Source organism: Flavihumibacter petaseus NBRC 106054 (genome assembly GCF_000974785.1).
GTDB classification, from domain to species: domain Bacteria; phylum Bacteroidota; class Bacteroidia; order Chitinophagales; family Chitinophagaceae; genus Flavihumibacter; species Flavihumibacter petaseus.
The window spans coordinates 710,127-722,530 of sequence record NZ_BBWV01000002.1 but is presented as its reverse complement, the minus strand read 5'-3'; the positions used below and the strand labels follow the sequence as shown (position 1 = coordinate 722,530).

Annotated in this window: 14 protein-coding genes; 5 read left to right on the top strand and 9 right to left on the bottom strand. The window is 51.0% G+C overall.

What is annotated here, in order from left to right:
• Positions 1–33 precede the first annotated feature (33 nt).
• Together FPE01S_RS12980 and FPE01S_RS12975 are read right to left on the bottom strand one after the other, a co-directional pair.
• Positions 34–228, bottom strand: coding sequence for a type II toxin-antitoxin system antitoxin (locus FPE01S_RS12980; protein WP_046369384.1), 195 nt, complete (start codon positions 226–228; stop codon positions 34–36).
• A gap of 26 nt (positions 229–254) precedes the next feature.
• On the bottom strand, positions 255–1,118 hold the full coding sequence (locus tag FPE01S_RS12975) for an SPFH domain-containing protein (RefSeq protein WP_046369383.1): 864 nt from the start codon (positions 1,116–1,118) through the stop codon (positions 255–257).
• A 75-nt stretch (positions 1,119–1,193) separates the two neighbouring features.
• Between FPE01S_RS12975 and FPE01S_RS12970 the strand changes: the two genes are divergently transcribed.
• Positions 1,194–2,039, top strand: a complete 846-nt coding sequence (locus tag FPE01S_RS12970) for an alpha/beta hydrolase (protein ID WP_052955754.1) — start codon at positions 1,194–1,196, stop codon at positions 2,037–2,039.
• A 12-nt stretch (positions 2,040–2,051) separates the two neighbouring features.
• Here FPE01S_RS12970 and FPE01S_RS12965 read toward each other — a convergent pair whose 3' ends face one another.
• Both FPE01S_RS12965 and aroQ read right to left on the bottom strand, forming a co-directional pair.
• Entirely contained in the window at positions 2,052–2,711 is a 660-nt protein-coding gene (locus FPE01S_RS12965; RefSeq protein ID WP_046369382.1) for a toxin-antitoxin system YwqK family antitoxin, read from the bottom strand.
• Positions 2,712–2,770: 59 nt separating this feature from the next.
• Entirely contained in the window at positions 2,771–3,190 is a 420-nt protein-coding gene (aroQ, locus tag FPE01S_RS12960) for a type II 3-dehydroquinate dehydratase (protein WP_046369381.1), read from the bottom strand.
• Between the two features lie 69 nt (positions 3,191–3,259).
• On the opposite strand from aroQ, the gene FPE01S_RS12955 reads away from it, so the two are divergent.
• The 4 genes from FPE01S_RS12955 to FPE01S_RS12940 are packed head-to-tail and all read left to right on the top strand — an operon-like array spanning position 3,260 to position 8,064.
• Positions 3,260–4,720: a TolC family protein gene (locus tag FPE01S_RS12955; protein ID WP_052955753.1), complete on the top strand. Its 1,461-nt coding sequence runs from the start codon at positions 3,260–3,262 to the stop codon at positions 4,718–4,720.
• Positions 4,717–5,712 (top strand): HlyD family secretion protein, encoded by a 996-nt coding sequence (locus FPE01S_RS12950; RefSeq protein WP_046369380.1) that lies wholly within the window; start codon positions 4,717–4,719, stop codon positions 5,710–5,712. Before FPE01S_RS12955 ends, FPE01S_RS12950 begins: the two co-directional genes overlap by 4 nt.
• 13 nt (positions 5,713–5,725) lie before the next feature.
• A complete protein-coding gene (locus tag FPE01S_RS12945; protein WP_046369379.1) occupies positions 5,726–6,892 on the top strand; it encodes an ABC transporter permease in 1,167 nt (388 codons plus the stop codon).
• Entirely contained in the window at positions 6,889–8,064 is a 1,176-nt protein-coding gene (locus FPE01S_RS12940) for an ABC transporter permease (protein WP_046369378.1), read from the top strand. Before FPE01S_RS12945 ends, FPE01S_RS12940 begins: the two co-directional genes overlap by 4 nt.
• A 233-nt stretch (positions 8,065–8,297) precedes the next feature.
• On the opposite strand, the gene carA is transcribed toward FPE01S_RS12940, so the two are convergent.
• The 5 genes from carA to rpsK all read right to left on the bottom strand — a co-directional run bounded on the left by carA (position 8,298) and on the right by rpsK (position 12,305).
• Positions 8,298–9,410, bottom strand: a complete 1,113-nt coding sequence (gene carA / locus FPE01S_RS12935) for a glutamine-hydrolyzing carbamoyl-phosphate synthase small subunit (protein WP_046369377.1) — start codon at positions 9,408–9,410, stop codon at positions 8,298–8,300.
• An 89-nt stretch (positions 9,411–9,499) separates the two neighbouring features.
• The gene (gene rplQ / locus FPE01S_RS12930; protein WP_046369376.1) at positions 9,500–10,006 is read right to left on the bottom strand and encodes a 50S ribosomal protein L17; all 507 of its coding nucleotides are present in this window, start codon (positions 10,004–10,006) and stop codon (positions 9,500–9,502) included.
• 107 nt (positions 10,007–10,113) lie between these two features.
• A complete protein-coding gene (locus FPE01S_RS12925; protein WP_046369375.1) occupies positions 10,114–11,112 on the bottom strand; it encodes a DNA-directed RNA polymerase subunit alpha in 999 nt (332 codons plus the stop codon).
• 48 nt (positions 11,113–11,160) lie between these two features.
• Complete coding sequence (gene rpsD, locus FPE01S_RS12920; protein ID WP_046369374.1) at positions 11,161–11,766, bottom strand: 30S ribosomal protein S4; 606 nt, start codon at positions 11,764–11,766, stop codon at positions 11,161–11,163.
• Positions 11,767–11,891: 125 nt separating this feature from the next.
• Positions 11,892–12,305 (bottom strand): 30S ribosomal protein S11, encoded by a 414-nt coding sequence (rpsK, locus tag FPE01S_RS12915; protein WP_046369373.1) that lies wholly within the window; start codon positions 12,303–12,305, stop codon positions 11,892–11,894.
• Positions 12,306–12,404: the final 99 nt, after the last annotated feature.

Here is a 12,404-nt window from a genome sequence, read left to right as displayed (position 1 = left end):
TATATTGGAATACTATAATATTTCTTATCCTTGCTATGCCGGGCCTTTCTTTTTAGGCGGTTTCTCTTTTGGCGGCTGTTCTTTCCACCTGCCGGACTGGATCAGTTGTTGCCGTATGATCCATTCCAGTTGCCCGTTGACACTGCGGAATTCATCCGCCGCCCACTTTTCCAGCAGCTTGTACATATCGGCATCGAGCCGAAGGACAAATGATTTCTTGTCGCTCAAAACATTTTTTTTGGCGCTATCGGATCTTATTGATAAAGCGTGCCTGTATTCAGGATCGGGGTTGCAGCTTTCTCGCCGCACAACACCACCATCAGGTTGCTGACCATGGCTGCCTTCCGCTCTTCGTCAAGGTTAACAATCTCCTTCTTGGACAATTCCGCCAGGGCAAGTTCCACCATGCCAACGGCGCCTTCAACAATCTTGAAACGGGCAGAAACGATTGCAGTTGCCTGCTGCCGTTGCAGCATGGCACCGGCGATTTCGGATGCATAGGCAAGGTGGCTGATCCTGGCTTCCCTGATCTCGATGCCGGCAGGAGAAAGCCTTTCATTCAGTTCTTTTTCGAGCAGTTCGTTGACCGTATCTCCGCCACTCCGCAGCGTTATGCCGGTCTGGTCATCTTCCATATGATCGTAGGCAAAACTGGTGGCCAGGTGGCGGATGGCGGCTTCACTCTGCACCTTTACATAATTTTCGTAATTGTCCACTTCAAAGGCAGCACGGAAAGTATCCGAAACCCTCCAGACGATCACCGCGGCAATTTCAATGGGGTTACCCATTTTGTCATTCACCTTGAGTTTTGAACTTTCCAGGTTGGCAGCACGCAGGGATATTTTCTGTTTGGAATACAAAGGATTTACAAACTGCAGACCGTTCTCGCGGGTAGTGCCCACATATTTTCCGAAAAAGGTAAGTACACGGCTGTGGTTGGGCGGCACCACAATCAGTCCGGCAAGCAGGAACATGCAGCCAATAATGGCCACCACGCCGCCGGTGATGATCCAGCCATTGTTATGGTTATTGACGAAAAGATAGATGGAGAGGCAAAGCAGCAGCAGGGAGATTACCAGTGCAAGGTATCCCGGGACAGGTTTGAGGAGGCGTTCCATAATTTTATTTTGATATTATTATGATATCAAATCTAGGGAAAAGGTTGGATGCCTCAAATGAATTATTTTTAATGCATGTGTTTACCCCGTTTTTCTTCCGGCATTACCCTGATGCTGGTGTTCTGGTCATTGCTCGCCACCGCAGCGCCGGTGGATACGGTCCGAGTGTACAGCCATGCGTTGAACCGGAACATCCCTGCCGTCGTGATCCAGCCACGGGCGAAAGCCCCTGATGAAGGTTTTCCTATTCTATACCTGCTACATGGCTTTGGCGGCAATTATGCCCTCTGGATCAATAAAGTGCCCCAGTTACAGGATCTGTGCGATAAATATGGCTGTATTATTGTTTGTCCGGATGGCGGCCGTACCACTTTGTATTTTGACAATCCTTTCGATACTACCTACCAGTTCGAAACGCATTTTATCCGCGAGCTGATGCCATGGGTGGAGTCGCATTATCCGGTACGGCGCGACCGGCAGTTCCGGGCGATCAGCGGACTCAGTATGGGCGGATTCGGCGCCTTTTACCTGGCCAGCCGGCACGCTGACCTTTTCGGCGCTGCGGGAAGTATGAGCGGTGCATTGAATGTTGACGCCCTGGCGCAATACAGCACCCTGGGCAGAAAGGATACCACCTGTTGCCGGATCCGGTGGAATGCATTTGCAACCCCGGAAAAGGTGGCACTCGCCATGGAATGCGGCACAAAAGATTACCTGCTGGCAGCCAACCGCACCGCACATCAGAAACTACTGGACCTGGGAATCCCGCATGACTACACGGAAAGGCCGGGAAAACATGAATGGGAATACTGGCAGAATGCCATCCGGTTCCAGTTACTGTTCTTCCGAAATTACTGGGACAATGCAGAAAATAATTCACCGGAGCAACCGACTGCAGCCCGGGAATGGGCGGTAAAATGAAAAGGGTATTGATCAGTAACTGACGGTCCCATCGCGTACCCTGACCTTTTTCTTGCCTGAATTTTTCTTTTCGTAATCGAGCACTTCCTTGGGCTTGGCCGACTTTTTAGCCGTCGTCATGGTATCCCTGGCGAGGGTTGGCGGCTGAAGACTTTTATCAGGCTTGCCCAGGGTCCAGAATTCGGTTTTTGTGATAAAACCATCCCCGTCATAGAATTTCCAGGTACCGTGTTTTACGGCAGCGCCTTCATTTTTCACCACTACGATGGTATAATTGCCGGGACTGTTCACATCTTCTACATCCACGGAATCGTATTCCTTGTCAGGATTAAATGCCCTCCAGCTTTCTTCGCGGGTCAGTCCGCCGGAGATATTGAAATACTGGCTGGCGCCATCTTTAAAGCCCCACCGGTAGTTCTCGATCGCAAACAGGTCGCCGGTCAGGTTGAAATTACGCCAGGTGCCTTCCTTTCGATCGTCCTTATACACGCCTTCTTCTTCATAACCGGGTTCTCCCCGCAGCGGATCAATGTGGTTGACCCAGGGGCCCTGCTTTTTGCCATTGGCATCCACCCGGTTAATTGTATCTCCCTTCACGCTGATCAGGTAGGATTTCAGCTGCCCGTAACCGGAAAGGGAACTTAGCAGGAGGAGGATGAACAAATAACGCATATGGTGCTGTTTGGTACGATAACGTAAAGCTCCAACAAATATGCCGGAACCGGCAGCTTTTATTGTTTTAACAGGTAGCGGACAGCCAGGGCATAGCCTTCAAGGCCCAGGCCACAGATGGTGCCGGCAGCCTTGGCAGACACGTGGGAAATATGCCGGAAAGCCTCCCTTGCGTGAACATTGCTGATATGCACTTCCACCACCGGCGCCGGTATGGCGGCTATGGCGTCGCCGATCGCTACAGAGGTATGGGTATAACCACCGGGATTCATGACGATACCGCTAACGTCGAAGCCTACCTGATGCAGGTAGTTGATCAGTTCACCTTCTACATTACTCTGATAATAGGAAAACTCAGCTTCCGGAAAATCGATGCGCAGCTGGTCAAGAAAAGGCTCAAATGCAGAATCCCCGTAGATTCCCGGCTCCCGCTGCCCAAGCAGGTTGAGATTTGGTCCGTTGATGATGGCTATTTTCATTCGCGTAAAAATAATAAAGCAGGATGCAATCAGGGAATAAACCTTATTTTCATATAAAGGATTTCCTTTATGCTTCGCATCGTGCTGACGTTCCTGATTTCCTTTGCAATGATCTGCGCGCTCCCGCAGATGCCATCCGCGCAGGTACTGTTATCCGATCTGCTGCACCAGGTGCAGCTTCAGAACCCCACCATCAGGGCCCTGCAGCATGATGTGTCTGCCAGGCGCCTGCAACTTGCAGCGGAAGAAGTGCGGTATCTGCCGAAACTTGACCTGCTGGCCAGTTACAACTACCTGAGCAAACCACTGGAGATCAACCTGCAGCAACTTAAAACCGGGGTAGTCAATGGCACTTCTGAACAGAATGTTGCCCTGGCAAATGATCTTTACCAGGAAATCACGGGCAATCCCCTGAGCCAGGAAGCGCAGGACCGTATTTACTCCCGCAGCCAGAACATTCTCAATACATTTTATCCCAATTACAATCCCGCGCTGGCGGACCAGCAGTATTTCGTGGCAGGACTTTTTCTCCGGCAACCCCTGTATCTCGGCGGCAAACTGAAGAACACGCGTGAACTTGCCGAAAAAGAGGTAGCCTCGGGTGAAGCCAATCTTTCCCTTGCCGGCAATGAAGCCAGTTTCCAGGTAATCCTTGCCTGGTTGCGGATCCTTTACATCAACAGCATGTTACAGTCACAAGAGAAAGTTGTGGATGCGTTGGGAAAAAATCTCGACTATGCCACATCGTTGGTGAAAAATGAGATTCTTCCCCCCTACCAGCGAAACTGGGCGCAAATCGCGCTGCAACAGGCTCGTTCCCGAAAGCAGACACTTACGGGTGACAAAACCAATGCACTGCTCGAACTGAACCGGTTACTATCGCTTTCTCCCGACAGCCTGCTGCAGGTTACGGATTCCCTGCCTGTTTTTACTGAACTAACGGCAACGGACAGCCGGGTATCAGGAAACCAGGAAAACAACCCGCTTTACCGTTTTGTCTCCACAAAAACCGCCTATGCAGCGACCAATGAAAAACTGGCCCGCAGTTTCCGCCTGCCCAACCTGTTTGCTATTGGTAACCTGCAGTTGTACCAGGGCGCACTGCCTGTGCTCATGCCACCATGGATGGTAGGCGTTGAACTGCAATGGAACATCTTTGACGGCTTTCAGAAGGAAAGGCGTATAAAGGCAGCGAAAGAAGCCTACACAGCGGCAAAACAGCTGAATGACAACACAGCCGCAGATCTCACCCTGTCGCAATCGGTGCTGCGCAATAAACTGAATAGTTTCCGGGAAGAAATAGCCGTGCTGGACAGCAGCCGGCAACAGGCTGCCATGACGACCCGCATGATCCGGGAACGCATGGAAAACCTGTTGTCCTCCCCCAAGGATGTGAACGAAGCGTTGTTGCTGGAAGAAACCCTGGCCAAAGCCTACTATACTGCGCTGCTCGGATATTACGGCGTATTGGCGGACTATTTCCGCCTGTTGGGAAAACCTGAACAGATCACCTCATACCTCCAGCCATGAAATGGATCAGGAATTATTGGGCCCTATTGATACCCCTGCTGGTACTGATTATTGCGCTCTGGGTCTGGACCCGGTCTGCGTCGAAACCTGCACCGGAAACCGTAATCGGTATGGTGGAAGCTGAATCAGTTGATGTTGCCGCTTCTTTTCCGGGAAGGCTTGACAGCCTGCTGGTACGTGAAGGAGATACCATTCAAAAGGGGCAACTGCTGGCAGTTTTGCATTCGTCGGAGATCAGTACCGTACAGCAACAGGCGCTGGCTGCAGTGGATGCCGCGCGCGGGCAGCTGACCTTGCTGCAGCAGGGCGCAAGGCCACAACTGATCAAATCGGCTGAAAACATTTACCGGATCGCGCAGGACCAGTACGAACTGTTTGATAAGACCTATGCACGCATGCAGCGCCTTTACAATGATGAAGTGGTCAGCGGGCAGGAGAAAGATATTGTCTATTTTCGTTACCAGGCTGCACAGAAAGAAATGGAAACAGCCAAACTGAACCTGGAAATGTTGCAACAGGGCGCTAACCCGGCTTTGATCCAGTCCGCCAAAGCAATACTCCGGCAGGCGGAAGAAGGATATGCGCTGACAAAAAACCTCAAGGATAACACCCGGGTATATGCGCCGGAATCAGGGGTGGTAAGCCAGGTGGTGATCAAACAGGGCGAAGTGGTCGCGATCGGCTACCCGATGATGACCATCCGTGAACATGGTGGATTGTATATTCAATTCAATGTGCGGCAGGATAAGGCCGGCAGCCTGCAGGCAGGTACGATTGCGCCTGTTTCCGTTCCGGGAGCAGAACCGAAAAATTTCAATCTGAAGATAACCGAGGTGTCACCATCCCTTGAATTTGCGAACTGGGTCCCGGTTAAGGAACAGGGACAATTCGAGCTGCGCACTTTTACCATAAAGGGCGTACCCGTGGTATCCGTAAAAGGTTTGCGGCCGGGCATGACTGCATCACTCGAAATTTCACCGGAAAGGCAATAGCGGCAACAACACCATGAACCGGCTTTTTCATATCATATGGCGGGAATGGAAGCGATACCTGCTCCTTCCCTACCTGCGGCGGATGCTGCTGATCATCCCGGTAATACTTTTCTTTTTTTATGCTTGGATATACCAGGAGCAGGAGATCCGTGATCTTCCTGTCGCCATCTGGGATGAAGATCAGTCGGATATTTCCCGGAGGATTCAGTTTCTCCTCGAACAGACACCCTCGATCCATATTACTACCAGTGTGACTGATCAGGCCGTACTGCAAAACAAGATCATGTCAGGCGAAATCAGCGGCGCGATTCATTTTCCGCGCGGCATGGAAGCAGCCGTGAAAAGCAAGCACCCGGTGACAGTAACAGTCTATACCAATGCGGCGGCGCTGGTACCTGCCAAACTACTATATAAAGATGCTGCAAGGGTGATCATCACGGCTGGTTCCGGTGTGTTGCTCCAGCAATATCTCCGGTCGGGAATGGCAACGGAAAAAGCCATGGCGCTGGTACAACCGGTTAAGGTAACAGCCTATACCCTGTACAACCCGACATTCAACTACCGGTACTACCTGGTGCCGGGCCTGGTCACCGTTGCTTTACAAATGCTTTTCATCATGGTCAGTGCACTGGGCATCAACAAGGAAGAGGAAGAAGGCAGTTTTGCCGAAGCCTGGCGCATTGCCGGAGCTTCACCCTCCCTGCTGCTGATGGGCAAATTGCTTGCACAGGTGATTTTTTCCTGGTTTCATTTTATCCTGATTGCAGGCATTTTGTATCCGTTGCATCACCTCGGTCAACCCGGCGCGCTGGTAAAATTCTTTTTGTTGCATAACCTGCTGGTACTGGCCTGTACCGGCCTTGGCCTGTTCCTGTCGGTGATTTTCCGCGACGTGATGCTGGCACTCGACGCGGCATTATTCTATACCTCACCGGCCTTTGTATTCAGCGGATTTACCTTCCCGCGCTGGGCAATGCCCTGGTATGACCAGGTGTACGCGAAACTGCTTCCGTATACGCATTTCCTGGATGCATACATCAAGACCTACACCATGAACAGCCCGCTGCGATACGGAATAATGGAAATGCTGATGTTGTTGCTCTTTTGTTTTGCTCCCTTATCGGTCGCCGTACTGGTGCTTGCCCGGAGATACCGTTCACCCATAGCCTTTGCATCATGAGCGAAACCAATCAAAAGGGATTGCTGGCAGTCTGGCTGCGCGAAATCCGGTTCATCGGCAGCGATCACAGCTTATTGCTCACGGTGCTGATCGCACCCCTGCTGTATGCTTTTTTCTATGGCAGCATTTATATCAATAAAGAGGAACAGGCAGTGCCTCTTGCCTATGTGGATGCTGATGGCAGTGAATTGAGCCGCACCCTGGCCGTGCAACTGAATTCGCTTCCCGTGGTGCAGCTCGTGAGTGTTGCCAATCTGGATGATGCCCGCGGGATGCTGGCTTCCGGTGAAGTACAGGGTTACCTGTTTGTACCCAGGGGCGTGCAGGGACAACTCCTGAAACTTAAGCCTGCTGATATCGTGATTGCCTTAAATGCAGCACGATTCCTGCCATCCAGTGATCTTCTGGCAGCAGTAACAAAAATAGCCCTCACGGCAGGTGCCGGGGTCCGGCTGCAATACCTTAAATCCGGCGGATTGACCAATGCAGCGGCAATGCAGCAGGTGATGCCCGTCAACCTGGATTACCGCCCGCTTTTCAATGAAAGCAGCAGCTACGGTGCTTTTCTATTGCCGGGATTGCTGGCACTGATCTTACAACAGACCCTCCTGATCGGGATCAGTGTAAGTGTCAGTAAGGAATGGACACGGGGACGATACGGTGAATGGCTGGCTGCTGGTGGCGGACGAACCGGATCGGCAGTTGCAGGAAAGGGTTTATGTTATGTGTTGCTGTTCGCTTGCTTTGCTATTTTTTTCACCGTTGTCAACTACCACGTATTGGGACTAACGGTGAAGGGCAGTCGCATTGAACTGATGATGGCAACACTGCTTTTTCTGACCGTGCTGGTTTTGTTCGGGATGTTTATCGGGAGTTTGTTCCGTTCTACGGTTGCAACAGTGCAGTTTATGGCTTTCAGCACTTATCCGTTTTTCCTGGTAACCGGTTATTCCTGGCCCTTTGCCTACCTGCCCCGCCCGCTACAGGCATTCGCCAGTTTGTTACCCACAACCCCCTTCCTGAAAATCAATACTGCCATCGTACAAATGGGAAGTCCGCTTCACTTGCAGGCCGACGCTTTGTGGCATCTTGTTGCATTGGCAATGCTCTATGCTGTTCTGCTTGTTGCCCGGATTGCCTGGGTAAGAAGAAAGGAGAGTTTAGGTGTTTAGAAGTTTAGTTGTTTAGTAGTTGGCTCCGTTGTATGATGGCCTTCGCTAAAGCTACTGCTTACGCTAACGCTTCAGCAGTCAAAGACGGTGGGCAAACCCACCTTCGCTGAAGCTACGGTGGGCAAAGGAAAAACCCCGGCTATGCCGGGGCTTTAACGCGTAATATCCTTTAATTTATCAGAACGACCTCCCCCAAGGGGCGCCAACTGCTAAACAACCAAACTCCTAAACAACTAAACTTTTTTACTCTCTCTTATCATCCCGATAAAGTCATCGAACAAATACCTGCTGTCATGCGGACCAGGCGTGCTTTCCGGGTGATATTGCACGGAAAAGGCAGGTTTGCCCTTGATGCGGATGCCTTCGATGGAATTGTCGTTGAGATTCTGGTGCGTGATCTCAATATGGCTGGCCTTCTTCACGGCTTCAGGATCTACCCCAAACCCATGATTCTGGGTAGTGATTTCACACTTTCCGGTGACCAGGTTCTTTACCGGGTGGTTGAGTCCGCGATGGCCGTGGTGCATTTTAAACGTAGGAATATCGTGCGCCAGGGCGAGCAGCTGGTGACCGAGGCAGATGCCGAATACCGGCTTCTCTTCGTTGACCAGTTGCTTAACGGTATCGATGGCGTAGGGCATTGCTGCGGGGTCACCGGGACCGTTAGAAATGAAGTAGCCGTCGGCATTGAACGCTTTCACGGTTTCCACCGGGGTCTTGGCAGGGTGTACCCGCACATAGGCGCCGCGGTCAACCATGCACTGGAGAATATTCTGTTTAACGCCGTAATCCATTACCGCAATGCGGATCTCACTGTTGGGGTCGCCCATTTCGTAGGCAGCTTCCGTGCTGACCAGGGAAGCCAGTTCCAGTCCGTCCATGGAGGGCACTTCAGCCAGCATCTTCTTCAGTTCGGCAACATCGGTTACCTCGGATGAGATGATGCAGTTCATCGCGCCTTCAGTACGTACGCGGGTAACCAGTTCGCGGGTGTCTACGCCTTCAATCGCTACGATGTTGTTGGCCTTCAGGTATTCATCCAGCGAGCCATTGGCAAGGCGGCGGCTGAACTGCTCCTCCAGGTTGCGGGCGATAATGCCCCTCACCTTCACGGAGCTGGACTCCGTATCGCCGTCTTTAACACCATAGTTGCCCACATGAACGTTGTTCATGATCACGACCTGACCGTAGTAGCTGGGATCGGTAAATACCTCCTGGTATCCCGTCATCCCTGTGTTGAAGCACAGTTCACCGGTAGTGGTGCCGTTTGCACCAAATGCTTTGCCATAGTAAACCGAACCATCTGCTAAGAGGAGGATGGCTTGTTTTGCTGGGGTATTCGACATGTTGTAGGCGGAAAATTTTCGCAAATATCACAAAAAAAAGGCAGAATGGAAATCCATTCTGCCTTATCAAAAAATCAATCATTCCATCATTATTCGCCTGCTTTTTCTTCAGCAGCAGGGGTACCTTCAGCAGGTGCAGTTTTAGCTTCTGCAGGTGCAGCTGCTTTTTTCGCACTACCGCTACGACGGGTCCTTTTGGCAGGTTCAGCTTTGGCAGCTGTTTCTTTGCCATAAACTTCGTTGAAATCAACGAGTTCGATAAGGGCCTGTTCCGCGTTATCACCTACCCGTGCACCGAGTTTGATGATACGGGTATATCCACCAGGACGGCCGGCAACTTTTTCAGCGATGGTGCTGAACAGTTCGGTAACAGCTTCCTTGTTCTGTAGGTAGCTGAAAACCACACGGCGGTTATGGGTATCGTTGGATTTCGCCTTGGTAATCAGGGGTTCCACGAATACGCGCAGCGCTTTCGCCTTGGCGAGGGTGGTAACGATCCTTTTGTGTTCGATCAGGCTGATGGTCAGGTTGGCCATCAGGGCTTCGCGGTGGGCTTTCTTACGGCCCAGGTTGTTGACTTTGTCTCCGTGACGCATGACTTGTTGTTTTAATCAGCCGCACCGTGTCAGGAATTGCGGCCTACTTGTTAATTATTCAACAGGGTTTCAAAACTATCAAACCCCAATCTTCAGACTTCAGACTATTAGTCTTCCTTATCAATTCCCAGTTTCGCCAGATCCATTCCGAAGCTCAGGCCGCGCTCGTGGAGCACCTGCTCGATTTCAGCAAGGGATTTCTGACCGAAGTTGCGGAACTTCATCAGGTCTTCCTGCTCGTACTGAACCAGTTCGCTGAGGGAGTTGATCTTGGCAGCCTTCAGACAGTTGAAAGCGCGAACGCTGAGATCGAGATCTTCCAGCGGCGTTTTCAGCACCTTGCGGAGTTGCAGTGTCTGTTCGTCTACCAGGTCTTCTTTTTTCTCCTCTTTGTTGTCGAAAGTGATGTTCTCGTCAGTGATGATCATCAGGTGCTGGATCAGGATCCGGGAAGCCTGTTTAACAGCTTCTTCGGGGTGGATCGTGCCATCAGTAGCAACATCCATGATCAGTTTTTCGAAGTCGGTTCTTTGTTCTACCCGGGTATTTTCAACGCTGTACTTAACGTTTTTGATAGGGGTATAGATAGAGTCGATCGGAATGAAGCCCAGGGGGGCGTCTTTCACCTTGTTTTCTTCAGCGGGAACATAACCGCGGCCTTTGCCGATAGTCAGTTCGATTTCCAGTTTGGAGGAAGGATCCATGGTGCAGATCAGTTGCTCGGGGTTCATGATCTGGAAGGATTGGGTACCGTCCTGGATCATACCGGCAGTGAATTCGCTTTTGCCCTTGATGTGCAAAACGATGCGTTCATTGGATACTTCAGTGTCCACCACTTTCTTGAAACGAACCTGTTTCAGGTTCAGGATGATATCGGTAAGATCTTCCGTTACACCCTTGATAGTGGCAAATTCATGTTCAGCCCCTTCAATTTTGATCCCTACAATCGCGAAACCTTCCAGGGAGCTGAGCAGTACACGGCGCAGGGCGTTACCGATGGTTACACCATAGCCGGGCTCCAGGGGACGGAATTCGAATTGTGCTTCAAAATCATTTGCTTTCTGCAATACGATTTTGTCGGGTTTCTGAAAGTTTAAAATGGCCATTTGTATGTACTGTTTGTGTTTGTGGATGGAAGTCGGGACTATCCCCTATTACTTAGAATACAATTCAACAATCAATTGCTCCTTGATGTTCTCCGGAACACTTTCGCGCTCAGGATAAGCAATGAATGTTCCTCTCATCTCAGTTTCGTTCCAATCCAGCCAATTGAATTTCTGGTTCTTGCCACGCACCTGGCTGGTGAGACCTGTTTTCGCGTCACTGCCTGGTTTGAAGCCGATGATATCACCGGGTTTCAGTTGGAAAGAAGGTACGTTTACCACTTCACCGTTAACGGTAACGTGCTTGTGGCTAACGAGCTGACGGGCAGCAGGACGGGAAGGCGCGATACCAAGACGGTATACGGCATTGTCCAGGCGTGCTTCCAGCAGTTTGATGAGGTTCTCACCGGTAACGCCTTTGCGACGCGCAGCTTCCTCAAACGTGCGGCGGAACTGACGCTCCAGTACACCGTAAGTGTATTTAGCCTTTTGTTTTTCACGCAGCTGAAGGGCATATTCGCCCAGGCTCTTGCGCTTGCGGGCAGCACCATGCTGACCGGGAGGATTGCTGTTCTTGTTCAGCCACTTGCCATTACCGAGGATAGGTTCCCCGAAAATTCTTGAGATTTTGGTCTTTGGACCTGTGTAACGTGCCATTTTCTGGTTTGATTTTTTAGTTACGATGCAGCATCCTTAAAAATCTTAAAATCAATGCTGCACCCAGTGATGAAAAATCCGGAACCCAAAGCCATCTGGCCTTGGGTCCCGGCAGTTCAAGTATGTTAAACGCGGCGCTTCTTCGGAGGACGGCAGCCGTTGTGCGGAAGCGGAGTGACGTCTTTGATCATCACGATCTCAATTCCGTTTTGTGAAAGGGAGCGGATAGCACCCTCACGGCCGGAGCCGGGTCCTTTCACATATACATCTACTCTTTTCAGTCCTGCGTCCAGAGCAGCCTTTGCAGCGTCAGCAGCGGCCATCTGTGCAGCGTAGGGAGTGTTTTTCTTGGAACCTTTGAAGCCCATTTTACCGGCAGAAGACCAGGAAATAACCTGTCCGCTCTTGTTGGTAAGGCTGATGATGATGTTGTTAAAACTAGCGGAAACATGCGCATCACCGTATGCATCCACTTTCACGATCCGCTTCTTCGCGGCGGCCTTGCCACCAGCTTTAGCGCTTTGTTGTTGTTTTGCCATTACAAGTAATAGGTAATCTTTAAAAATATTTACCGGAAATTAATCCCCGGCCGTGCCTTCCCTCCCCCTCCTAAGCTGGATCCGGTAGGGCACTATGTC

Bases quoted from the DNA above. Each gene is read 5' to 3' on its own strand.
- FPE01S_RS12975 (WP_046369383.1), bottom strand. From the start codon at position 1,118: ATGGAACGCCTCCTCAAACCTGTCCCGGGATACCTTGCACTGGTAATC.
- FPE01S_RS12970 (WP_052955754.1), top strand. From the start codon at position 1,194: ATGTGTTTACCCCGTTTTTCTTCCGGCATTACCCTGATGCTGGTGTTC.
- FPE01S_RS12965 (WP_046369382.1), bottom strand. From the start codon at position 2,711: ATGCGTTATTTGTTCATCCTCCTCCTGCTAAGTTCCCTTTCCGGTTAC.
- aroQ (WP_046369381.1), bottom strand. From the start codon at position 3,190: ATGAAAATAGCCATCATCAACGGACCAAATCTCAACCTGCTTGGGCAG.
- FPE01S_RS12955 (WP_052955753.1), top strand. From the start codon at position 3,260: ATGCTTCGCATCGTGCTGACGTTCCTGATTTCCTTTGCAATGATCTGC.
- FPE01S_RS12950 (WP_046369380.1), top strand. From the start codon at position 4,717: ATGAAATGGATCAGGAATTATTGGGCCCTATTGATACCCCTGCTGGTA.
- FPE01S_RS12945 (WP_046369379.1), top strand. From the start codon at position 5,726: ATGAACCGGCTTTTTCATATCATATGGCGGGAATGGAAGCGATACCTG.
- FPE01S_RS12940 (WP_046369378.1), top strand. From the start codon at position 6,889: ATGAGCGAAACCAATCAAAAGGGATTGCTGGCAGTCTGGCTGCGCGAA.
- carA (WP_046369377.1), bottom strand. From the start codon at position 9,410: ATGTCGAATACCCCAGCAAAACAAGCCATCCTCCTCTTAGCAGATGGT.
- rplQ (WP_046369376.1), bottom strand. From the start codon at position 10,006: ATGCGTCACGGAGACAAAGTCAACAACCTGGGCCGTAAGAAAGCCCAC.
- FPE01S_RS12925 (WP_046369375.1), bottom strand. From the start codon at position 11,112: ATGGCCATTTTAAACTTTCAGAAACCCGACAAAATCGTATTGCAGAAA.
- rpsD (WP_046369374.1), bottom strand. From the start codon at position 11,766: ATGGCACGTTACACAGGTCCAAAGACCAAAATCTCAAGAATTTTCGGG.
- rpsK (WP_046369373.1), bottom strand. From the start codon at position 12,305: ATGGCAAAACAACAACAAAGCGCTAAAGCTGGTGGCAAGGCCGCCGCG.